Annotated in this window: 18 protein-coding genes; 10 read left to right on the forward strand and 8 right to left on the reverse strand. The window is 35.9% G+C overall.

The window, feature by feature from the left end; all coding sequences use genetic code 11:
• Nucleotides 1–28 precede the first annotated feature (28 nt).
• The 3 genes from AC06G9_RS19215 (at nucleotide 29) to AC06G9_RS19225 (ending at nucleotide 3,413) form a co-directional block, all read left to right on the forward strand.
• Complete coding sequence (locus tag AC06G9_RS19215; RefSeq protein WP_084405278.1) at nucleotides 29–1,192, forward strand: 2-isopropylmalate synthase; 1,164 nt, start codon at nucleotides 29–31, stop codon at nucleotides 1,190–1,192.
• Between the two features lie 139 nt (nucleotides 1,193–1,331).
• Nucleotides 1,332–2,585 carry a threonine ammonia-lyase IlvA gene (gene ilvA, locus AC06G9_RS19220; RefSeq protein WP_045752782.1) on the forward strand — a complete coding sequence of 418 codons (1,254 nt, stop codon included), beginning with the start codon at nucleotides 1,332–1,334 and terminating at the stop codon, nucleotides 2,583–2,585.
• 309 nt (nucleotides 2,586–2,894) lie between these two features.
• Nucleotides 2,895–3,413, forward strand: a complete 519-nt coding sequence (locus tag AC06G9_RS19225; protein ID WP_045755287.1) for a DUF2911 domain-containing protein — start codon at nucleotides 2,895–2,897, stop codon at nucleotides 3,411–3,413.
• A gap of 219 nt (nucleotides 3,414–3,632) precedes the next feature.
• Here AC06G9_RS19225 and AC06G9_RS19230 read toward each other — a convergent pair whose 3' ends face one another.
• Nucleotides 3,633–6,035: a S9 family peptidase gene (locus tag AC06G9_RS19230; protein WP_480956952.1), complete on the reverse strand. Its 2,403-nt coding sequence runs from the start codon at nucleotides 6,033–6,035 to the stop codon at nucleotides 3,633–3,635.
• Nucleotides 6,036–6,399: 364 nt separating this feature from the next.
• Between AC06G9_RS19230 and AC06G9_RS19235 the strand changes: the two genes are divergently transcribed.
• From AC06G9_RS19235 to AC06G9_RS19255, 5 genes are all read left to right on the forward strand, one after another.
• Nucleotides 6,400–6,633, forward strand: coding sequence for a thioredoxin family protein (locus tag AC06G9_RS19235; protein ID WP_021191847.1), 234 nt, complete (start codon nucleotides 6,400–6,402; stop codon nucleotides 6,631–6,633).
• Between the two features lie 30 nt (nucleotides 6,634–6,663).
• Nucleotides 6,664–7,071, forward strand: coding sequence for a class Ib ribonucleoside-diphosphate reductase assembly flavoprotein NrdI (nrdI, locus tag AC06G9_RS19240; RefSeq protein WP_052627489.1), 408 nt, complete (start codon nucleotides 6,664–6,666; stop codon nucleotides 7,069–7,071).
• Nucleotides 7,031–9,136: a class 1b ribonucleoside-diphosphate reductase subunit alpha gene (gene nrdE, locus AC06G9_RS19245; RefSeq protein ID WP_293923914.1), complete on the forward strand. Its 2,106-nt coding sequence runs from the start codon at nucleotides 7,031–7,033 to the stop codon at nucleotides 9,134–9,136. Before nrdI ends, nrdE begins: the two co-directional genes overlap by 41 nt.
• Nucleotides 9,137–9,237: 101 nt before the next feature.
• Nucleotides 9,238–10,224, forward strand: a complete 987-nt coding sequence (gene nrdF / locus AC06G9_RS19250; RefSeq protein ID WP_248755567.1) for a class 1b ribonucleoside-diphosphate reductase subunit beta — start codon at nucleotides 9,238–9,240, stop codon at nucleotides 10,222–10,224.
• Between the two features lie 364 nt (nucleotides 10,225–10,588).
• Complete coding sequence (locus AC06G9_RS19255) at nucleotides 10,589–12,397, forward strand: M60 family metallopeptidase (RefSeq protein WP_346574901.1); 1,809 nt, start codon at nucleotides 10,589–10,591, stop codon at nucleotides 12,395–12,397.
• A gap of 55 nt (nucleotides 12,398–12,452) precedes the next feature.
• On the opposite strand, the gene AC06G9_RS19260 is transcribed toward AC06G9_RS19255, so the two are convergent.
• The 7 genes from AC06G9_RS19260 to AC06G9_RS19290 all read right to left on the reverse strand — a co-directional run bounded on the left by AC06G9_RS19260 (nucleotide 12,453) and on the right by AC06G9_RS19290 (nucleotide 22,603).
• Entirely contained in the window at nucleotides 12,453–13,628 is a 1,176-nt protein-coding gene (locus AC06G9_RS19260) for a glycoside hydrolase family 76 protein (protein WP_480956953.1), read from the reverse strand.
• Nucleotides 13,629–13,681: 53 nt separating this feature from the next.
• Nucleotides 13,682–15,244: a RagB/SusD family nutrient uptake outer membrane protein gene (locus AC06G9_RS19265; RefSeq protein ID WP_045752776.1), complete on the reverse strand. Its 1,563-nt coding sequence runs from the start codon at nucleotides 15,242–15,244 to the stop codon at nucleotides 13,682–13,684.
• 18 nt (nucleotides 15,245–15,262) lie between these two features.
• Nucleotides 15,263–18,442, reverse strand: a complete 3,180-nt coding sequence (locus tag AC06G9_RS19270; protein WP_480956954.1) for a SusC/RagA family TonB-linked outer membrane protein — start codon at nucleotides 18,440–18,442, stop codon at nucleotides 15,263–15,265.
• A gap of 532 nt (nucleotides 18,443–18,974) precedes the next feature.
• Nucleotides 18,975–20,690, reverse strand: a complete 1,716-nt coding sequence (locus AC06G9_RS19275) for a GMC oxidoreductase (protein ID WP_248755562.1) — start codon at nucleotides 20,688–20,690, stop codon at nucleotides 18,975–18,977.
• A gap of 1 nt (nucleotide 20,691) precedes the next feature.
• Nucleotides 20,692–21,192, reverse strand: coding sequence for a gluconate 2-dehydrogenase subunit 3 family protein (locus tag AC06G9_RS19280; RefSeq protein WP_260948192.1), 501 nt, complete (start codon nucleotides 21,190–21,192; stop codon nucleotides 20,692–20,694).
• 89 nt (nucleotides 21,193–21,281) lie between these two features.
• Nucleotides 21,282–21,932 carry an HAD family hydrolase gene (locus tag AC06G9_RS19285; protein WP_293925339.1) on the reverse strand — a complete coding sequence of 217 codons (651 nt, stop codon included), beginning with the start codon at nucleotides 21,930–21,932 and terminating at the stop codon, nucleotides 21,282–21,284.
• Between the two features lie 32 nt (nucleotides 21,933–21,964).
• Nucleotides 21,965–22,603, reverse strand: coding sequence for a DUF6266 family protein (locus tag AC06G9_RS19290; protein ID WP_480956955.1), 639 nt, complete (start codon nucleotides 22,601–22,603; stop codon nucleotides 21,965–21,967).
• Between the two features lie 310 nt (nucleotides 22,604–22,913).
• On the opposite strand from AC06G9_RS19290, the gene AC06G9_RS19295 reads away from it, so the two are divergent.
• The gene (locus tag AC06G9_RS19295; RefSeq protein WP_293925337.1) at nucleotides 22,914–23,525 is read left to right on the forward strand and encodes a fumarylacetoacetate hydrolase family protein; all 612 of its coding nucleotides are present in this window, start codon (nucleotides 22,914–22,916) and stop codon (nucleotides 23,523–23,525) included.
• Nucleotides 23,526–23,531: 6 nt separating this feature from the next.
• Nucleotides 23,532–25,253, forward strand: a complete 1,722-nt coding sequence (locus tag AC06G9_RS19300; RefSeq protein ID WP_346568268.1) for a M23 family metallopeptidase — start codon at nucleotides 23,532–23,534, stop codon at nucleotides 25,251–25,253.

The following is a 25,253-nucleotide window of genomic DNA, read 5'->3' on the forward strand; positions in this document are numbered from 1 at the left end:
AGAGTTTCTAAAATAAAAACGTAAAGCTATGTTACACGATCCAAATCATCTATACATCTTCGATACAACTCTTCGCGATGGCGAACAAGTACCAGGATGTCAATTAACTACTCCTGAAAAAATCGATATTGCAAAAGATTTGGAGAAACTGGGAGTCGATGTTATTGAAGCTGGTTTCCCAGTTTCTAGCCCTGGAGACTTCCAATCCGTTGTTGAGTTATCAAAAGCGGTAAATGATGTTATCATCTGTGCATTAACACGTGCCAATCAGAATGATATTAAAGTCGCTGCAGAAGCCCTAAAATATGCAAAAAGACCACGTATTCATACAGGTATCGGAGCTTCTGATATGCATATCAAATATAAATTCAACTCCACGCGCGAAGAGATATTAGAACGTGCTGTGGCTGCAGTAAAATATGCAAAATCGCATGTCGAAGATGTAGAATTTTACGCCGAGGACGCAGGTCGTGCAGATTTAGTTTATTTAGCGCAGATGGTTGAAGCAGTGATTGCTGCAGGTGCTACTGTAGTCAATATTCCAGATACAAACGGATATTGTTTACCAGACCAATATGGTGCAAAAATCAAGTTTTTAAAAGAAAATGTTAAAAACATTGATCAAGCTATTATTTCTGCACATTGTCACAATGACTTAGGATTAGCAACCGCTAACTCTATTGCGGCAATCCAAAATGGTGCCCGTCAGGTGGAGTGTACCATCAATGGTATCGGTGAACGAGCAGGAAATACTTCATTGGAAGAAGTGGCAATGATTCTAAAAGTACATAATCAATCTTTCGGTAATTTAACCTCAAATATTGATAGTAAGATGTTCACTTATCTATCACGTAAAGTGAGTGAAATGATGAATATGCCCGTTCAGCCAAACAAAGCAATTGTTGGACGAAATGCATTCGCACATAGTTCTGGAATCCATCAAGATGGATTTCTAAAACACCGTGAGACTTATGAAATTATTCGTCCAGAAGATGTAGGATTAGAAGAAGCAGGTATTATCTTAACCGCTCGCTCTGGTCGCCATGCTTTAAAACATCACTTGGAACGCCTAGGCTATACCTTAGAGAAAGAAGCCCTCTCACAAACATATGAGCGCTTTCTAATTCTTGCAGATGCAAAAAAAGATATTTGCGACGATGATCTCAGAAGTTTATTCGCAGAAAGCGTTTAATAAAACAAAAACTTATTAAAGCGTCATTTTGACAAAGAATAACTTTACAAGTAAAAAGTCAAAAAACTTAATTACTTTTATTCTAAGTCGAAATGGCGTTTTTTTATAACAAACAATCACCTAATCATAATAAAACAAAATGAGTTTAGATTTTTCTAATTTACAAATCGACTCAGAAAGCACTTACCACCGTATCAAAGATGTCGTCAATCGCACTGCTTTGCAATACAATACTTATCTTTCTGAGAAATATGGCGCAGATGTCTATCTGAAAAGAGAAGATTTACAAATCGTCAGATCATACAAATTAAGAGGTGCTTATAACAAAATTATTTCCCTAAGTGAAGAGCAGCAACAACGAGGTGTCGTATGTGCCAGTGCTGGCAATCATGCACAGGGAGTAGCTTTTTCTTGCAAAAAGCTCGATATCAAAGGCGTTATCTTTATGCCTGGACCAACACCAAAACAAAAAATAACACAAACAGAAATGTGGGGAAATGGTAATATTGAAATTATATTGACCGGAGACACATTTGATGATTGTCAGAAAGCTGCCCGCATTTATACCGAAGAAAATAACATGACTTTTATCCCTCCTTTTGATGATCCCAAGATTATTGAAGGACAGGGAACAGTAGCCGTAGAAATCTTACAAGACTTGCCAGATGTTGATGCTGTTTTTATTCCGATTGGTGGCGGTGGCCTTTCTGCAGGTACGAGCTACTATTTGAAGAACAAAAATCAAAATATCAAATGCTACGGTGTAGAGCCACAAGGAGCCGCTTCCATGCAAGCTGCATTTACAGTCGGAAAACCCGTAGAACTAGAAAAGATTAATAAATTTGTTGATGGTGCTGCTGTACAAAAAGTTGGCGAACTGACATTCGAGATCAGCCGTCAGTATTTAGATGATATTCGATCCATACCTGAAGGAAAAATATGTACATGCATATTAGAACTTTACAATAAAGATGCAATCGTTGTGGAGCCTGCAGGTGCCCTATCCGTGGCAGCCTTAGAATTCCATAAAGAAGAGATTAAAGGAAAAAAAGTAGTATGTATCATTTCAGGTGGAAACAATGATATCAACCGTATGAGTGAAATTCAAGAATTATCACTCCTTTATGAAGGATACAAACATTACTTTATTGTACGTTTCCCGAACCGTCCAGGGGCTTTAAAACTATTCGTATCCGAAGTACTAAGTCCAAAAGATGACATCACCCGATTTGAATTTATCAAAAAAACGGAACGCGAACGTGGGCCAGCTTTGATCGGTATTGAATTGAATAATCCGGCAGATTATCAATCTTTGTTACAAAGAATGACGGACAATAAATTTGAATATATTGAATTAAATAAAGATCAAACATTATTTGAATATTTAGTATAAGAGCTTCAAATGCAAAATCTAAAAAAGGGAAATATGAAATAAAAGCATATTTCCCTTTTTGCATTATCCACATCCAATACCTATTTTAAACCTTATCGATCTAATTTTAATCATAATTAACAAACAAGTTTACTTGCATACACTTATTTTTTACATTTTCTAAGAATGTGACAAATCACATGATGATCACTACTTTTGATCAATAAAGATCTCGGAACGAATAGCATATCCAAAAACAAATTGAGAATAGAACAGCCTATTAATAAGATAAATATATTTTTTTTACATATATTTAAACTAAAAAATATTATGAAAACAACAGCTATTCTATTCATGTTAAGCATCATCTGCACCACGGTATTTGGACAGACAGACAAAAGCAAAAGAGCAAGCCCTCCTGATAGTGTTAAAGTCACTACAAATGATGGGGTAACAATTGATATACACTATAGCCGCCCTTCTTTAAAAGGACGACAAATTGGAGTTGACATCGTTAAAATAGGAGAAGTATGGCGTACCGGAGCAAATGAAGCAACCACAGTAGCTTTTGATCACGACGTCCTTGTCGAAGGTGAAAAGTTGCCGAAAGGAAAATATAGTTTATATACGATTCCAGGAGAACAGGAAACCATTGTGATTTTCAATAAAACATGGGATCAATGGGGTACAAAATATGATAAAAATCAAGACGCCCTGCGCGTTAATGTATCCAGTGAAACTAATAATCTAACACAAGAACAATTTAAAATTGATGTTGATAAATCGGGTAAAATAGGTCTTTTATGGGGCGATTATGTACTTCCTATACAAGTCAAATCTGCGCTTTAACTGACCAAAAGAATTGATAGCAAAGGATAAACAAAACCAATTAAATTTGGCACTGGATTTTTGAAAAATTGATACAAGTATTTGCATCATCAAAATAGTCGCCATCATAATGAGAAGTCGAGCATATGCCGATAAACTTCATTGATCATGTGGAGGAGAAATCTAAAAAGGCCAGATGAATGTACAACATCTGGCCTCTTCCTTTAATTTTTAAAATTCTTAATTCTTCAAGTATTTTTCAAGAAACTGATCCTGCTCCCATAATAAATGAAAAATATTCTCCTTAGCCACATATCCATGTGCCTCTCGAGGAAGAATAACCATCCGCACAGGAGCCCCAAGATTTTTCAATGCCTGAAAATAACGTTCAGTTTGTAAGGTAAATGTCCCCGGATTATTATCTGCTCCCCCATGTACAAGCAATAAAGGTGTTTTCATTTTATCGGCGCTCACAAATGGAGACATGGTCATATACAATTGGGGATCGTCCCAGAAATTACGTTGTTCACTTTGAAATCCAAAAGGCGTCAATGTACGGTTGTAAGCACCAGAGCGCGCTATTCCGGCTGCAAATAAATTTGAATTAGATAAAAGATGTGCCGTCATAAAAGCTCCATAAGAATGGCCTCCCACAGCAACTTTCTTACGGTCAATATAGCCCAAGTTATCCACAGCATCGATCGCAGCAGCACCATTAGCGACTAATTGTTCGATAAAAGTATCATTTGGTTCTTGTGTTCCCTCTCCAACGATTGGGAATGCCGCATTATCCAATACAGCGTAACCTTTAGATACCCAGTAAATGAAAGATCCATAGCTAGGATAAGTAAATTCTTTTGGATTTGCCGTAGTCTGTCCTGCAGTATTTTTATCCTTATATTCTCTTGGATAAGCCCAAATTAATAAAGGAAGTTTCTTTTTATTTTTGAAATCATAACCAGCAGGTAGATACAATGTTCCCGAAAGATCAACACCATCCTTACGCTTGTAATTCAAAATCTCCTTATGCACTTTTTCTAAACTTTTAAATGGATTTTCCAAATGAGTCAGTGCTTTTTGCTTCCCTGATTTCATATTTTTTGTAAAATAGTTCGGAAAGACAGAAGCTGATTGCAAAGAAATCAACATGTCCCCTGTTTTGGGATCAATAAGTTGTACGATGCGTTCTTGAAGATCCGAGTTTTTAGCTATATAAAGACGTTTCTTTTTTAACGTTTTGAGATCCAATTCATCAATAAAAGGAAACTCACCTTCTTTGGTGAAACCTTTTCCAACCAACAAGGTTTTTCCATTTTGAATGTACATCGGATAAGTTCCAAAGTTATTACGATCTCTAAAGACATCTCCTGGATCATTATACACATCTTGGCTATTACGATCATTGACCAATCTCGAATTTCCAGAAGTAGGATCAACCAAAAACGTTTTCACATTACGTGTATCGTACCATTGTGAGTTGACCAAAGCATACTGATCATTACCCCAAGTAACACCAGCAAATCGATCTTTAGTTTTTGTGATGAGCTTTGGCTGACCTGTAAAAGGAAAGTCCAATGTATATAGCGCATCGCGGTACTCCACCTGTTTACTTGGATTTCCTTCATCTAGCGCTTCAACAAAAGCCAAAGTTGCAGGCTTATCATCTCTCCAATGCAGATTGCGTCTACCCGTACGTGTCGCGGAAAATCCTTTAGGCATTACTTCAATCAAAGGAACATCACTGACCTGCGTGATTAATTTTCCTGCTAGATCGTAAATAGCTGTCTCCTGTGGAAATCTAGAATAGGGAACAATATAAGAATAGGGCTTCTTAATTGTAGTAACCATGATATATTCACCATTTGGAGAAAATGAAGTTCCTGCAAAAATAGATTTTTCCCTAAACATTTCTATTCCACCCTTTAGATCTACGATCTTTAACTCAGATTGTACCAATGTTTCAAAATTTGCTTCATCTTGTGGGTTTTTCAACAAATCTTGATAAGTTCTCAATTGCGAAACCTGGCCATCACTTGTCGAAACAATTGGTCCTGCCGGTAGATCCTTAGTTTGATCAATTAACTTGGATCTATTAGCCGGCAATGTTGAAATTAAAAGACGATCCGAATTTCTGAACCACTTAAATGGCGCATCCATAGTAGCATTTAATACATATGATGTTAATTGTGTGACCTGCATCGTGGTTAAATCCAATACAAATAATGCAGTACCTGTAGCATCTGTCTGGGTAAACGCCAATTTCTTATTATCTGGAGAAAAAGTTACATTTGACAATGCTGGATTTTCAGGCATTCCTTTAAAATCTGTAAACTCTTTATCATCAGCAATTTTCTTTAATGATATTTTATTAAAGAAATTTTCTGCACTTAAAACATTTGTGACTGGATTAATCCGAAGACCAGCTAATTTCATCTCTTCCTGCCCCAGTTCTGTCAGTGATTTATACGTAGGACGATACATAAACAAAATCCAATTACGATCACTTGATATACGCATTTGAGGAGGACGAATAAAATCAGCTAAAGCTAAAATTTCAGAAGAAGGTTGCTGGAAGGTAATATTCTCTTGTGCAGAGGCTTCCAGAGATAACAAAAATAATAAACCGTAAAATAATTTTTTCATATATATTGTAATATAATAAGCTGTCAAAATATAGTAAAAAATTAAATAAAAGCTAGAAGATGTAGTCACTTTATGACACTAATATTAGACAGAAAAAACATTCTTAAAATACATATATTTTAGAGGTTCTAAAGTTATCAACATTAATTTAATACTGATAACCAATCGAATACAAATATTGCGCATGCGCAAAGGCATATATCGCTCACTTTTTTCCACCAATGTGGAAAAGTCAAATTACAGCTTCGAATTAAATTTATGATATTTGTTAGAGTTGAGAAATTAGGCTTCTCAAACTTGTTAAAATCATTCAACTCAACTCGCCTTCTTTTAGGAAGCGCGATTTTAAATTTAAGTAAAAATCATGGCAAGAATCATCAAATTCGAGAAAAACGATTGTGCACCTTGTGCTCAAGTATCTGCATATCTAGATCAAAAAGGTATCAAATATGAGTCTATCAACCCATTTGATCAACCTGATTTAGCTGCAAAATTTAAAGTACGCACTGTTCCGACCGTTATCGTTTTGGAAAATGACGAAATTCAACACCGAATTATCGGTTTCAAGCCTGAAGAATTAGGAGCAATCGCATTATAATAATAATCTGGTATCAAATTTTTATAATCCATGATACATATTTATTACGATAGCAAAACAGGAAATGTACAACGTTTTATGGATAAGGTCACGCAAATCACAGGCTGGCAAGGACATAAAATAACCGCAGATCTTGTTGCTGAAGAATCGGGGCATCTCGTGACTTTTACAACTAATTTCGGACAAGTACCCGAAGCGACCTCAGTTTTTATGAAAGCAAATGCTTCAAAAATCTATTCGGTCACTTCGAGTGGTAACCGCAATTGGGGGCAAAACTTCGGATTAGCAGCTGACAAAATTTCAGCGGATTTTGACATCCCATTGGCTTTCAAATTTGAATTGTCTGGTACAATGGAGGATATTAACCAATTTATTGACATCATAAAGAACAACTGCGATGGTAGCAAACGAGGTAGCAAAAAACTGGATATTGCTTAACAACGAAATCATGATCAAACATGAGGACGAGTTTAGCTTACATAAAGATAAAGAGGCAGTTCGTGCCTATTTTTTAGAGTATGTAAATAAGAATACCGTATTCTTTTATACACTAAAAGAAAAAATCGATTATTTAATTGAACAAAATTACTATATCAATTTCTACGAATGGTTTACATACGAAGAAATGGAAACCGTTTATAATTTTGTTTTTGCAAAAAAATTCCGCTTTGCATCCTTTATGGCTGCATTTAAATTTTTCCAGAGCTATGCGTTAAGAGACGACTCAGGTGAGAAATTTTTGGAACGCTATGAAGACCGCGTAGTAGCAGTAGCTTTATTTTTAGCACGTCAAGAAGGTGTGGAAAAAGCGATTGCTTATGCCGAATTATTTATCAATCAAGAATATCAACCAGCAACACCAACATTCTTAAATGCAGGTAAAAAACGTTCTGGTGAATTGGTATCTTGTTTCTTAGATGAGATTGGAGACAATTTGAATGGCATTGGTTATGCTGTTGATTCAGCAATGAAGCTATCTTCTATAGGAGGAGGTGTTTCATTCAATATTTCAAAAATTCGTGCTCGAGGTGAAGCTATCAAAGGAGTGGAAGGTCGTGCTGGAGGTGTTCTTCCCATCATGAAAATCATGGAAGATACGTTTTCATACGCCAACCAATTGGGTCAACGCCCTGGTGCTGGTGCGGTATATTTGAATATATTCCATGCCGACGTTGAAGAGTTTCTAGACTGTAAAAAAATCAACGTTGATGAGAAAGTGCGTATAAAATCACTTTCTATCGGTATCATTATTCCTGATAAATTCATGGAATTAGCGGAAAAAGATGAAGCTTGTTATTTAATCTATCCACATACTGTGATGCTAGAATATGGTATACCATTGGACGAGATGGATATGGACCAGATGTACGAAGAGCTGATCACGAATCCAAATATCAAAAAGAAAAAAATAAACGCACGTCACCTTTTGGTAAAAGTGGCTCAAACACAAAAAGAGTCAGGTTACCCATATATTTTCTATAAAGAAAACACCAACCGTGTTCATGCATTGAATGGTATTGGTAAAGTAAAATTCTCTAACTTATGTACCGAAATCATGCAGGTATCAGAAGTTTCAGAAATCAATATTTATGGAGAAGAAGATCAAATCAAATACGGTATCTCCTGTAACTTAGGTTCATTGAATATTGCAACCGTAATGGACAATAAACGCGTGAAAGAATCTGTTAAATTGGCGATGCGTGCATTGACAATGGTATCTGATGTTACCGATATCAAAATGGTTCCATCCATCGCTAAAGCAAACAAAGAACTTCACTCAGTCGGGCTTGGTGCGATGAACCTACATGGTTACTTAGCTAAAAGCTTTATCATGTACGAATCGGAAGAAGCATTAGATTTTGCCAACGCATTTTTTATGATGATGAACTTCTACTCTTTGGAGGCATCTATGGAAATCGCACGTGACCGCAAAAGAACATTTGTAGGATTTGAAAAATCAGCTTATGCAGATGGATCATATTTCAACATGTATACAGAACGCGATTATTTACCAAAAACAGATAAGGTTAAAGAATTATTTGAAGGGGTACATATTCCAACAATTGAAGATTGGGAAAAATTGAAAGCAGAAGTTCAAGAGCATGGTATATATCACGCTTATCGATTGGCTATTGCACCGAACCAATCCACCTCTTATATCATGAATGCAACGGCATCAGTAATGCCAATTGTAGATATCATCGAAGTTCGTGAGTATGGAGATAGTACAACATATTATCCAATGCCTTATTTGACAAATGATAATTACTTCTACTTCAAATCAGCATACGACATGGATCAATTCAAGGTGCTTAAATTAGTATCCGTTATCCAACGCCACATAGATCAAGGGGTAAGTACAATTTTGCACACCAATTCGAAGGATAATACACGTGACCTATCTAGATATTATATTTATGCACATAAATTAGGCCTTAAGTCATTGTATTATACACGTACACGTAAATCATCTATTGAAGATTGTGTTTCTTGTTCTGCATAATTCTTCATTCAAAGATAAAACCCATAAGCTATTCAAAAGCTAATAAAACTTTTGAATAGCTTTATTAACAGATACATTCAATAATTCTCGCTGTAAAAATAATGAGTAAACAATATACTGCTGTAAACTGGAATACGCCAGATAATGATTATGCCTTGATGTTTTGGGAGCAAAATATTAGACAATTCTGGATTGATACCGAATATATCCCTTCAAAAGATATCGATAGTTGGAAAGGATTAAGCTGGGAAATGAAAGAATGCTATAAAAAAGCATTGGGCGGATTGACTTTGTTAGATACATTACAAAGCCATACAGGTATGCCAAAAATCATTGACCACACAGAGTCTTTACAAAATAAGGCTGTATTATCCTATATGTGTATGATGGAGGCTATTCACGCAAAATCGTATTCAACTATTTTTACAACAGTATCTACGACAAACGAAATCAATGATATTTTCGGTTGGGTAGAACAAAATAAATTTTTGCAATTCAAAGCCTCTACCATTGATTCTTACTATCGCGTATTAGATAAGGAAAATCCAACAAACGAAGAATTATTTATGACCTTAGCTGCATCTGTGCTTCTAGAGTCATTTTTATTCTATTCAGGATTCTTCTTGCCTTTATGGTTATGTGGACAAGGACAAATGGTGGCATCTGCAGACATCATCAAAAAGATCATTGCTGACGAGTCTATCCACGGTGTTTTTGTTGGATTAATGGCACAAGAAGTCTTCAAAAAAATAAAAAATCAGGAAGAGGTAAAACAAAAATTTATTACTTTGCTGAACCAGTTGTATGACAACGAAATGAAATATACAGAAGAAATCTATACAGAAGTTGGTTTAACAGCAGAAGTAAAAGAGTATGTACGTTACAACGGAAATAAGGCATTAATGAATCTTGGATTTGATCCAATTTTTGAAGTAAAACAAGTAAATCCAATTGTTTTAAACGGCTTAAACACCGAAACAACACAACATGACTTCTTCTCTAAAAAATCAACTAACTACGAAAAGTCAATGGAAATCGTACATCTTAAAGATGATGATTTTAAAATGGATGCTACAGTAAACGTATAAGGATATATTTAATCCGATATAGATTCCCTTTACTGAATAAGTAAAGGGAATTTTTATTTTAAACGAATCCATGATCTGATCGATTTGCAGAGTTAAATAATCAGATTCATGAATACATCCAATATTCATATGATAAATCGCCATAACGAATAACGAATATCTTGTTTTACTCCAAAACAGTAAAAGACAAACATATCAACTTGAAATACAAACTTTCACACTCGTTATCAATAATTGAAGAAACAGAGCAAAAACTATAAAACGTAAAACCTCTATTACACAAACGTTTGTCTGAAATCGAAGCAATACAGAGGAAGCTCTTTTGAACTATATTTGGTGTTACCAACAAACCAATTCGACTAAGATGAATAAATTATTTACATTTTTATTATTATCTGCTATCAGTATACAATCCTATGCACAGCAGGACTATAGCCACCTATTTGCAAAAAACGATTACAGTCAAATAAAAAAGAATGTCAACGATGAAGATATTGCGCGTATCAGCAACCCAACTTTGCAGAGAGCCGCAAGACAATTAAAAGATGGATCCTATCCTCTTCAAAAACGTTTACGTGCCTATACAAACTACCTCTCTCCCATCATCTTGAGCAAACAGCTCAAAACAAGTCCATACTCTCAATATGAAAACCCAACAGGTATCTATTTCTCTGCAGGAGATGAAGCAATTGTATGGGTCGGAAAGACCAATGGAGCAACACTTGCTCTTCGTGTAACGAATTGGGATGATAAAAATTTTGAACAAAAAGATTACCAGCTCAAAGAAGGATATAATGCTTTCAAAATTGAAAATAAAGGAAATGCATACATTCAATATTTTTCAGAAGACAAAGTTTCGTCAAAAAAGATCAATATCCACATACTCGGTGGGAAAGTGAATGATGTATTTGAACGAGGTAAGCATACCAATAAAGATTGGGATGATATGCTGGCAAATGCCTCGGGTCCAATTTTAGACATTGTTGGAAAACAAGTACAACTGGCATATTCGGTCAAATCATTACAGCAAAATGCACCTCACCAAGGCGTAGAACTGATCCAGCTATATGATTCTATTATCGGTATTCAACACCAAATTATGGGATTAGCGCAAACTAAAAGAGTTCCTAAGAATAGGATGTTTGGTCGTGTGATCTGGCAAGGGTTTATGCATGCCGATGGTATCGGAGCTGCATTTCACGATAATACCATGAAAGATGTCGCTAACGTCGCTAATCTTAGAAAAAATTCTTGGGGAGTAGCCCATGAATTTGGTCATGTCAATCAAGTACGACCAAATATGAAATGGGTCGGTACAACAGAAGTAACCAACAACATTTATTCGGTATGGACACAATATGTCTACAATAGTCATAGTCCAAAATTAGAAAGAGAGCGCTTAAAAGATTACGATGAACCTAAAATTGGAGGTCGAATCACCTCTTATATGGAATCTGCATTTGTACACCGTCAACCTTGGTTAACACAGGCAGGTCCAGACCGATGGGATCGTCAACGTCCACGTGATTGGGGCGGAGATCACTTCGTAAAATTAGTTCCCCTTTGGCAATTACAATTATACTTTACTGTTGCAGGAAAAGGAAATGTCTGGGAACATAAAAACTTCTACGGCGATATCTATACAAAAGCCATCAATGCTGCAGAAACTCCAGAAAAGCAAGATGCATACTATCAAATTGAATTCATCAAAAATGCATGTGATGCAGCAAAATTAGACCTCACAGATTTCTTTGAACAGTCTGGTATGCTCATACCAATAGATCTGTGGGTAGATGATTATACCTGCGCACAAATGACAATCACCGCTTCAGATATTGCTGAAATAAAACGGTATGCTGCAAAATATTCTAAACCCTCGACACCAGTATTACATTATATCACCGCAAATAGTGCTGACATCTATAAAAACAAATCACCCCTAAGTGGAAACACAGGAGCTGGTTTTGAAAAAAAGGAAGGTAAAATCATTATTCAAAATAATGCGTGGAAAAATGCAGTAGCATTTGAAACATACACAGGCGAAAAATTGGTAAAGGTAGCCTTCGTTGGTGCTGGTTCAAACGATGCGTCCAATACCATTGTACACACTCCAGCAGGCACGACACAGGTCAAAGCTGTCGGATGGGATGGAACAAGGATGAATGTATTATAGTAATTGATAAAAGAGGCTGGTTTTTATATGATCAACAAAAAATCAGCCTCTTTTGCTAGTAATTAAGCTTTGCCAATCGAGCATACATTTCTACAAATGCACATTGATCAAGTAAATCTTTTTTCTCTTTTCGATTCTTAAGCGTCCAATCGGCATAGAACAATCCCTTTTCATCGCGCATATACCGCCACGCATAGTTCAGATTTTTAGCGAATACATTGATGTATTTCGGATTTTGGTCTTGTTCATATAAACTAATGAAACCCCGCATCATCACAGCATGAAACCAAAGGTTACTATTTTTCAGCAGCTTAAAGTCTTGTCCTGTGACATCTTGAAAAAAATAAGAATAACAGGCTTCAGCTATTTTTTGAGCATGAATCAAATAGTGCTTCTCTTTGGTCAATCGATATAATAAAGCGGCAGCTTGCAACATTTGACCTGAATTATACGAATATTTTGCTTTATCCAAATGACCATTTAAGCGCATATTATCCCAATAAAGTCCATCAGTAGGGTCTTCCAGGTTTTCTTTTGTCCAACGGTAAAGCCGTTTTCCTTCTAGAAAATATACACTATCTTTTGTTGCTTCAAAGAGTTTTAGTGCAAATACACTAGCAGGAGCATTGGAACAGGTATTTTTTGATTCCTTTTTTTGCTCGCACCAATAGATTCCTCCTCCTAGCAGGCTATCTTCACCACTTTTTACAAAAGTCCATATCTCCTTAGCTTTTGTAAGATATACATCCTTTTTAGTATACAAATAACTATCAGTGAAATCAATACCCAACCAAATATTATCATCATAAAAACGATCAGAGGCAGCTGCTGTGTTCAAATAAGAAGCATAACCTACTGGTAGACGTTTTTCATCACGATAGACATGAAGACCTATCAACACCTTTTTATCCAGAATTTTTTGATATTCTTTTTTTTGCTTTGGCAACTCCATCAACGCATTCACTGCCGAAAAACTACCCGAAAAAGGCCATAGATAAGCATATTTTTTCTGCTGCGCCGCTTGTTCATTATTGTTTAAATAATCAGCTTTAAAATTTTCATCAAAAGGATATTTCTCCAATAACAACCGATTATCCGAATTTCCAAAAAACTGATAAATCCGCTTCATGGTTTGTGAAGCTGCCAAATCAAATGGCACCTTTTCCTGTGCACACAACGGAATTATACACAATTGAATCATTAAAACTGCACAAAAACTAAATAATTTCATATTTGTGATGAGATCTAAAAAAGGCTATCCCTATTCAGGACAGCCTTTCTATTTTATTTATAGCCTTCGTTTTGCGTTAATTTTTTATTTCTTTGCAATTCTTCTACAGATATTGGCCATAATAAATCCGATTCTTTAAAAATAGCTCCGGAACCATTAGCAGCTCCTATCAATGGTTTAAATTCGATTACACCTGCCTGAGTTGCAGAAATAACTGGAAACATTTTTGTTCTTAAAATATCATCCCACATTTTAAATTCCAATGGAAATTCTCTCAACCGCTCAATCCAACATTCTTTCACAAAGTTATCTACTGATAAACCTTGCAACTCCGCAGTAAATTGAGCAACCGTTTTACCTTCCGTATTAGCACGAGCCCTCACTTGTGCTAAATAACCAGCCGCTTCTGCAGTAACACTACCGCTTTTAGCAATTGCTTCTGCCGCAATCAATAAGGCTTCAGGATAACGATAAAAATTCCAATCCTTTGTTGCTTTACCCGTTCTTAGTAATGCTTCTTCATCAACATAATACCAGATACCAGCCTCACTAGATTCCCAAACCTTACCCGTATTCGGATTTGTATACTTCCAATGGAAGAATTGGTTGGGTTGAATACGAAGATCTTTGGTATCATACACATTTAAAAACTGCTTTGTTGGCCCATATACACGTTCAAAGATTGAATATTTATCAAATACAGATACTGCTGAAGAGCTAAAACCATAAGTAGGCCACCAACTTCCATCTCTAACATCTGCATTATACTCTTGTGCATAAATAACCTCATCCAAATCATCTTCTCGACGTAATTCATTATAAGCACTCAAACCTTCAAGGTTACCATTAGGCGTCATTTTATGCGCCGAATTTACAACAATTTTCGCAGTTGCTGCTGCATCTGCAAATTTACCTTGTTGCAAATAAACATTTGCTAAAGTCATAGCGGCTACATATTTTGTAATACGATGTCCGTTAGTCGCAAATTTTGATGCAGCAAGAACATCAACAGCTGTCTTCAAATCTGATTCGATAAGTTCATAAACTTTAGAAGCATCTGTACGATCTAAATACAGTTCATCTTCCAAAGACTCATTTGGTGTTGTGTAAAACGGAATAGCACCAAATGTTTTCACTAAATAGAAATAATTAAAAGCTCTAAAGAATTTAGCTTCAGCCATTAGTTTATTTGCAGTAGCTTCATCCATCTTTATCTCTGGAATATATTTTAAACCCGCATTAGCAATATTAATAGCTTTATACGAATCCGCCCATATAGAATTCATTGTATTAGAGATCAAACTAGTATTGTTTTGACGAGTCAATTCTCTTGAGAACTGACAAATTCGTTCTTGCCCTTCATAACTATTGGTAAAATATCCTGTTAACATGGTATTTACAGATGCCGTAGGTCCAATATAAGCACTCGATGCATAAGAATACTGTTGTGGTGCACCCATACGATAAAGAGAATTAACTGTATTTAGAGCATGCGCTGGAGTTTTATAATAACTATCCAAAGTTATACCTGATTTTGGATCTTCTTCCAAAAATTTATTACAAGAAGTTGTTAATACCATTCCGGCCAATAACAACATAAATAATTTATTTTTCATTTTGATAAGTTCTACGATTTAAAAAGTTACATTAACACCTAAAGAAAACGTCTTCGCTCTTGGATAAGCAAAAAAGGTCATGTTTTGTCCAAATTGACTAGTCCCTTGAGAAGTACTTTCTGGATCATAACCTTTAAACTCTTTCGCTGTAAACAAAAATGGATTGTTGGCATTTGCATAAATTCTTAATCTAGACATTCCTGCTCTCTTCAATATTTCTGGATTAAATGTATATCCCAATTGAATTAAATTGACTCTTAAATAAGATCCATCAGCGATCCAAGAATCATCTACATTGGTCTCTTGTCCTCTATGACCACCATTTGTCAAATAAATTGCTTGTTGCATGGTGTTGGGATTTGTACCGTTATAAGCATCTGTTAAAATCTCTTTTAAACCATTGGTAATACCAAAACGGTCATAAGTAGAGTGATAAAATTGTTGCATCACTTCTACTCCTTTAACAAATTGAAGATCTAAAGTGAAATCAAAGTTTTTGTAACTTAAATTATTGATAAAACTACCTGTCCAATCTGGTAACCCTTTTCCAATAATTTCTTTTTCAGTTGTACGTTTAGCACGGCCAATATCTTCTGATTTTGCATTACCTGCATCTACATCAGCTTGTGTAAAAACACCTAATCTTCTGTAACCGTAAAAACTGTTGAGATTTTCTCCTACACGGATGATACTATTAGCTCCACCAACCCAATTATTCATTAAAATATCGGCATTGTTCTCTCCCAATTGTACAACCTTATTTTTATTGTAATTTAAATTTAAAGAAGATTTCCAATTAAAATTCTCACTATTCACAAGAGTACCTGTGATCATCATATCAAGCCCTTGATTCTTGACTGCTCCAATATTTTTCATTACTGTACTGAAACCAGTAGATGTAGGTAGCGGTGCATCCAATAATAGATCTGTGGTCTTTTTATGATAATAAGAAACATCAAAATTCAACCGATTTTGAAATAAACCCAACTCAACTCCGAAATCAAACTGAGCTGTTCTCTCCCATTTTAAATCAGGATTTGAAATGGAACCTACATAAGAATAAGGTGCACGAACATTGTTTAATAAGATTGTTCCTGCAGTAACATTGGCTAATGATTTATAGGGATCAATTTCAGAATTCCCTGTTAAACCAAAACTGGTATGTAATTTCAAATTGCTAACAGTTTCATTACCTTTCAGAAAATCTTCGTTAGAAACATTCCATGCTAAACCAGCTGATGGGAAAAAAGCATATTTATTGTTTTTTCCAAATTTGGAAGAACCATCATAACGACCTGTAACAGTTGCTGAATATCGATTATCGTAAGAATAAGCTGCACGGACAAAATAAGAATTCATTGCCCATTTATTCCAATTTGATCCTGGTGCAGATGGAATTGTACCAATTCCCATATTATAATATTCATAAAAATCGTCTTGAAAACCTTCTGTTCTTGAGTTATCAAAATCATAGGTACGAGCTTGCCACGACAAACCAGCCATTGCATTAATCCGGTGCTTATCAAACTGCTTATTATACGTTAAATACGTTTCCTCTTGCCAGTATAATGTATTGGTATGGTTAATTTCAGCCCAACCATTTGGAGCAGAGATATTATTTAATAAAACAGAAGAATATCCTCTATATGTTTTTTGATGATTATCAATACCTAATTGTGTTTTTAAATCTAATCCATCAGCAAGATGAAAGGTCAAACCAGCATTTCCAAAAATCTGGGTATTATAGCGCATACGCTTTTGTAAATCCAAAATAGCAACCGGATTTGACATACCCTCAAAACCCAATTTATCCGATACAGTAGATGAAGACGACATCGTATAATCACCATTTTGGTTACGAACTGGATACCATGGCAACATTTCAATCATTGTTCGTCTTGCATCTTGCCCTCCCCCATCTTCAGGCGTATAACGTCCCCAAGTATGATTTACAGTTAAATTGACAGATGTCGATAACCAAGATGTGGGTTTTGAATCATATGCTAATTTTCCATTTACACGCTTATTCCAAGTGTTATTCATGATCCCCTGCTGATCGGTATAATTTAAAAAAGCTCCGATCGATGATTTCTCATCTCCCTGTTGGATATTCAATTGATGGTTATGTGAAATTGCTGTTCGAGTTGCTTCTTTTTGCCAATCCGTATCATAAAGTGGATTACCACTAGCATCAAAATAGTTCGGGTCATTAAACCAGTCCTTTTTATCAAGTGACCATGGCTTCCAATCTTTATTATTTTTTAAAAGGTAATCTGCTGCATATTTATTTTCATTTTCCAAGCCAATCATAAAGGCATCAACCCACTCTTGCGCATTTAAAAGATCCATATGGCGTTGAGCAGAGCTGATACCGACTGATCCTTGATAGCTGATGGTTTTTCGACCATCTTTACTTCCTCTCTTAGTTGTTACCATGATCACTCCATTTGCACCTCGAGCGCCATAAATTGCAGCAGAAGAAGCATCTTTCAATACCTCAATACTTTCAATATCATTCGGATTCAACAATTGAAAATCTTCCATGACAACTCCATCGACAACATATAATGGACTTGAAGAAGAATTAATCGTACCAACACCACGAATAATAACACGATTACCATAAGCTCCAGGCTGGCTGGAATTGGAAAAGATGTTAACCCCAGATGCTTTACCTCTTAGGTTGTCCAATGGACTAAAATTCTGATCTTTGATCATGTCTGCACCTTTCACCATAGCTATAGATCCGGTCACATCAGACTTACGCATCGTACCATAACCGACTACAACGACCTCATCCAATTGATCTGCAGTTGATTCGAGACGAATCGTTAAACCGGTGGTACTTGTCACTTTTGTTTCTGAGGTCTTATACCCTACAGACGATACAACGAGTACATCTCCGACTTTAGCATTGATACTGAAACTACCATCTTGTCCTGTCTGAGTTCCTCCAGGAGATCCTTTTACCGAGATAGTCACACCTGGTACTGGATTGCCTGTACCATCCAATACCTTTCCACTTACTTGACCTTGTTTAGCAACAAGGTTTTTTGCTTCTGATACTTCCACGTATCCTAACGAAGTAACTGACGATGCATAGACATGTTGCATAGATCCAGCAATAACAGCTAATGAAAAAAACAATTTTGATTTTTTCTTTAACTGCAATAATGTTCTTGCGTCAAATTTGTTCATAATTTTTAAAATGATTTAGATTTGTTTAATCGTTTTAGCCATTTTTAGGAAAAAAAATGAATCCATAAGTTTCCCTCAAAATGTTAACACATGTTTATTTGTTGGTTATAATCTATTAAAAAAGCATATTTTATGCCTTAAGAAAAGTTTTGGTCATAGTTGATTTTAATATCATAATTTGTTTAATCGTTTTAGCTTATTAGAAAAATAAAGATTGTAATAGAATTCCCTTTCAAAGACACTATAACAATTTTTTTAATTCAGTATGGTTATTATTTTTTAACTCGATTTATATTTCAAGAGAGAACTTCCATTATAATTGGTCATGATATCATAATTTCTTCTTCAAGCTTTAGTCTATAAATTGCACAATAATCTTAAATACACCGCATCACCAGTGCTGTTTCAAGGATTTTCTAGACTATTGTAACTTGATTAAATCAGATAATCATTAATCAAGATTGGTTTAAATTAGCATTTTAATTTTAAAGATTAAGCTTTTTTCTAAAAAAAGCTTAATCTTTAATAAATCTTACAAATTTCCTTTTTTCATTTCTGCTATCGCATAATCCACTGCACGAGCAGAAAAAGCCATATAAGTTAGAGAAGGATTTTGAGTAGAAGTTGATGTCATTGCTGCACCATCTGTAACAAAAACATTGGGTACCGAATGCATTTGATTCCACTTATTTAGTATAGACGTTTTTGGGTCCAAGCCCATACGCGCTCCCCCCATTTCATGAATGTCCAGGCCTGGAGCCTGACTACCATCATCACGTCGAATATTGGTAAATCCGGCAGTCTTAAACATATCCTCCATCGTATCGAGATAATCTTTCTTCATCTTTGCATCATTATCATCGTAATCGACAGCAATATGAAGTAAAGGAACTCCCCAATCATCTGTTTTCTTAGTATCCAATGTTACTTGGCCAGATTCTTTTGGAATCGTTTCTCCCATCATATGGGAACCGACTTGCCAATTGCCTAATTTCGGATTTAATAAATTATTTTTCAAGGATTCCCCAGCACCTGAGCGATCAGCAGAGGTACCACGATAAGCACCAAAACCTGCCGCATATCCACGAAGAAAGTTCGTTTCTTGTTTATGTAAATTTCTAAATCGAGGAATATATCCCCCACCCGCTGGGTTTCTTCCTTCAGTAGTATAATCTTGCAGTCCTTCATACTCTGCATAAATCCGGGCACTATAGTTATGAAAAGCAACATATTTTCCCAGTACACCCGAGTCGTTACCTAGACCATTAGGAAAACGATTGGATTTCGAATTCAACAAAATTAAATTTGTATTGATTGCTGCTGCATTGACAAAGATAATACGCGCATAAAAATCGATTTCCTCCTTGGTATTGGTGTCGATCACGCGAACACCTACAGCTTTACCTTTTTGTTCATCATATAAAATAGAATGAACTACAGAAAAAGGACGGAGAGTCATATTTCCTGTTTTTGCAGCCCAAGGCAACGTTACGGCATTGGAGCTAAAGTAACCTCCAAATGGACAACCTCGTTGACATAAAGTACGATTTTGACATTGTACACGTCCTTGATCAAAATGAATTTGATTCGGTTTGGAAAGGTGTGCACAGCGTGCTGAAATTACTTTCCGCTCTGGATATTGAGAGGATACCGATTGCTTGAAATATTTTTCTACCATATTAAGCGGATATCCTGGTAAAAATTCACCGTCAGGCAATTCGGGCAGACCATCCTTATCGCCAGCAATCCCTGCAAATTTTTCAACATAATCATACCATGGTTTTAAATCGGCATAACGAATAGGCCAGTCCACAGCAAAACCGTCACGAGCTGGACCTTCAAAGTCAAAGTCAGACCAACGTTGTGTCTGTCTCGCCCATAAAAGCGACTTGCCCCCTACTTGATATCCGCGAATCCAATCAAAAGGTTTATCTTGTACATAAGGATGCTCTTTATCTTTGACAAAAAAATGAGCCGCATCTTCGTGAAAGGCATAACATTTACTAACGATTGGATTTTCCTGTTTTATGGCATAAGGCATCTCATTGCGATGTTCAAATTCCCAAGGATTCATATTGGTGGTTGGATAATCTTTAATGTGCTTCACATCCCGACCTCGCTCTAAAACCAAAGTCTTCAACCCCTTTTCGCACAATTCCTTAGCAGACCATCCACCACTGATCCCCGAACCGATCACAATTGCATCGTAAGTTCTATTCTTTTGACTATCTATATTAATATTTGCCATTTTATGCTTTTAATTTTACTGCAGGCTCATAAGGACCAGGAATCAATTTATAAATCAATTTATTCTTCATTACATATTCAGAATTTAGATAACCTTGAATAGTGCGGTTCTTGAATATCTTGAAAAAAGTAGCTTCATCTCCCTCTTTTTCTTTCTCCAAAGCCGTTAAGGAGCTTAAAGTTTGATCCAGCGTACTCGAGTCCAATCGCTCTTTCATTATAGCTAGCCCCTTCAAAAAATGCTGTTGATTTTCAGGACTTTCGCAATCATCGACCATCTTCATCACAAATAAATGCAAATTTAGTTCTAATCCTCCTGGAGAGTCTGTTTTAGGAATAACAATTTCAGCAAGCTTTGCCAAAAAATCTTCATCTGAAGCTGATAACTTAATATTTTGGAGCACAATTGATGCTCCCCCTTGTTCACGAAGACAAGAAGGCAATATGGCGATTCCTCCTGCGATAATAAATAACTGCTTAACAAGGGTTCTTCGATTCATCATAATAAGGTATTCTTACTGCTGTAATATTAAAGATAATATTAAAAATAACAAAGCTAAAACGATTAATTTTTACAAAAAATTACATAAAACTATCTGAGTAGGTCATTAACCTCCTTAAGATCGAATAAAAGATGGTTGACAAAATCCAAGCGATCACGTTCAGCTTTTTGCTTTGTTACAGCAATACATGTCAATCCGGCATCATATGCAGCACGAGATCCTGTAGCGGTATCCTCTACAGCAACGACTTCTGATGTATCAAAACCGGATAATAACAAGGCTTTTTGATAACAAGTTGGGTTCGGTTTAGGATTAACAACATCTTCACGCGTTACGAACCATGAAAAATGTTGCAATAAGCCGTAATGCTCAAGCATGCGCTCAACGGTTGGCCTAAAATTGGAAGTCACTAAACCCATCTGAATGTCCCTTTCCACCAAAAAATCAATTAATTCTCTTGCGTGTGGCATCAAAGGGATCGTTAACATATCTTGATTTGCATAATTTTCCCTAGTACTTTTCCACATGAATTCTTCCTTAACGTCAACTCCCCAGAGTTCTTTCATCGTTAGTATATTACGGGCCAAAGTATGTCCTGCAAAATACTGAATCCAAGTCTCGAAATCCAAATCAACAGCAAAGTGCTGGTTAAGAATGGGTTTCCATGCTTCAAAATAAAAACGTTCAGAATCTACCAAGGTCCCATCAAAATCAAAAAATACAGCTCTTAAATCTTTCATCCGTTAAAAATAGGCAAACCCTAGGGCAATTCCTACTCAACTATACCGCAATACACCGAATCGGAATTTAAATCAAGGTACGAATCCCATATTCCAAAATATACGTGAATGGGATTTTTCTCGTCAAAAGATCCAATTAACGGTACTGTACAAGAGCCTTGATTAACCTCAGCGACACCAATATCAAGTTGTATAAATTCCTTTGTGTTAAATAATGCGAAGCTCATTTTGTACATTTTATCCATATAATCCGCATTAACAATCCATTTCATATGCAACATTTTGCCATGCCTTTCAACAGAACAACCTGTCGGAGGAGAAAGAGGACCTTTAAAAATAAAAACTTTTTCAACATTGACATAATATTGGCAATCTGCGTCCAATTCCATTGTTTCCTTTAAGATGTGTTGTTGTGCCAATTGAAATGGACCGATTTTGCTTCCTTTGGGCGCAATATTACGATAGCCATATTGCATTAAAGCTTTTACCGATCCAATAAAATTATTCGCAACCTTCATCTTCTGCTGATTCAGCAACATAGCTTCGGTTGGAGGTTTTCTATTTTTATTTCGAGCACCTCTAATAATATTTTGGCCATTGAGCTTATAGCCATATACTGAACCTACTTTACCTTTAAAAGGTCCATTAGGACCGTTTTCTTGAATTGCCATCGGTTTATTAGTTTATATTGTTCTGGTTGCACAATCACACTTATCCTACTCAATACCAAATATATACAAAATATATGATTTATTTAGGAATAATATACCTTTTACCTAGAGTTAGTAGGGGGTTAATAGGGGTATACCCCTATTAACCCCCTACTAACCCCCTGTTATATCTCTATTAAACCTCTTTTAAATTCTAATATGGTAGGGATTTAGCTCGAATCAATTTGAATTACTTTCTACATTTGCTAAGTTTGTATATTCCGCACCAAAACTCATATACTCAGGTGCCTTAATTTTAAGATAGATCACGATGAAAGTTATTGCTATAGGCCGCAACTATATAGACCACGCTAAAGAACTCAACAACCCCATTCCCAAAGAACCCGTTGTTTTCATGAAACCAGATACAGCTTTACTAAAAGACAACAAAGACTTCTATTACCCCGATTTTTCGAATGACATTCATTATGAAGCTGAAATCGTTTTACGTGTCTGTAAAGAGGGTAAACATATAAGTGCCAAATTTGCACATACATATTTTGATGCCATCGGATTAGGAATAGATTTTACAGCTCGAGATATACAACAAAAACATAAAGAAAAGGGGCTACCTTGGGAACTTGCGAAATCTTTTGACGGTTCAGCAGTTATCAGTACACTGATACCTAAAGAAAATTTAGGTGATCTTAAAAATCTTGATTTTTCATTAGTCAAGAATACTGAGCTTGTACAACAGGGAAATACAAAAGATATGATTTTTTCTTACGAAGATCTAATTGTATATATATCCAAGTTCATTACTTTACGAAAAGGAGACTTAATTTATACAGGAACTCCTGCAGGCGTGGGACCAGTAATTATTGGTGATATTTTAGTTGGATATATCGGTCAAGAGCAAATGTTTAGTTGTGTTATTAAGTAAGCGATTATGAAGAAATTAAGTTTTATAATCAGTCTGCTTACTCTAGCTACGACAACGATACAAGCACAAGATATCATCAAACATCGTCAATATCCACAAAATTACTTTAGACGGCCTATGGATATCGCTCCACAGGCATCTGGTTCATTTGGCGAATTGAGGGCTACTCATTTTCATGGTGGCGATGATTACCGCACACAGCAGAAAATTAATATACCTGTTTATGCTGTAGCAGATGGTTTTGTGTCACGTATTCGTGTACAAATTGGTGGTGGCGGAAATTCGGTTTATGTCGATCATCCTAACGGGTATACTTCTGTATATTTACATTTAGAAAGCTTTAACAATGAACTAAATGCTTTTATAAAAGCAGAACAATATAAACAAAAGCGCTTTGATGTTGATTTATTCCTAAAACCAGGGCAGTTTAATTTAAAAAAAGGTCAGCTTTTAGCCAACTCTGGTAATACGGGTGGTTCGGCAGGACCACATCTTCATTTTGAAATCCGCGACACAAAGCAGCAACTTCCTTTTAACACTCAATTATTCGGACTTACCTTTCCCGATGATATTAAACCCATTATTCGAGGTCTAACGGTTTATGATCTTGCAGACCCCATTTTCAATGAAAATACACCAAGAAGACACCAGACTGTAAAAGCGCTTGCAAATGGCAACTATAGTCTTTCTGGTAACTCTCCCATTCCTGTTAATGGCAGATTTGGTTTAGGGATTAACACCGTGGATAAACGCAAAGGTATTTCCTTTACCTATGGAGTATACTCGATTGAACTGTTTTTGGACAACAAAAATATCAGCACTGTCCTATTCGAAGCAATTCCATTTGATAAAACACGTGCTATCCATTCGTACATCGATTACCCCTACTGGAAAAAATCGAATGTTCGCGTACAAAAAAGTTTCAAGCAGCCTGGAAACCCGATAGACATCTACTATCAATTAGAAAATAATGGTGTTATGGAACTCCAAGATGACCAAGTGCATCAAGTTCGCTACGTTGTAAAAGATGTACAGGGTAATGCAACAGAAATAAATTTTGAAGTGCAAAGGGATGCTACCTACGTGGTGAAAAATACTCCATCAAACGCAGGAAAGTACTTCAATTTTCTACTTGACAATGTTTTTCAAGCTGATAATGTAAAGGTGACTGTTCCTAAAAACACCTTGTACGACAATCTGAATTTTACATATAGCGAAGGTCCCAAACCTGTCAATGCCTACTCGCAACTTCAGCGTATTCATAATAAATTTACTCCTGTATTTGGTTCGTACACATTAAGCATTAGACCAACTGCAGAGCTCACAAAGGAACTTTACAGCAAAGCAATGCTTATGTCCACTGATGGTGGATCTCAAGGAGGAAAATATGAAAATGGCTTAGTGACAGGATCGGTACGCAGTTTTGGCGATTTCTATATTGCAGTCGATACAATCGCACCAACGATTACGGCTCGTAATTTAGTGAATAATAAAAATGTCTCTGCCCAGAAACAGATCGACTTTACCATTTCAGATAATTTATCCGGTATTCAATCCTTTAATGCCTATATCGATGGCGAATGGGTACTGATGAAGTATGACCCTAAAAACCGTCATATTTGGCATACTTTTGAATCTAATTTAAGTGCTGGAAAACACAACTTTAAACTGGAGGTCAAAGATTGGAAAGACAATGTAAGGGTTTATGAAGCCAATTTCACGAGATAA

The organism is Sphingobacterium sp. MAE (assembly GCF_056711605.1).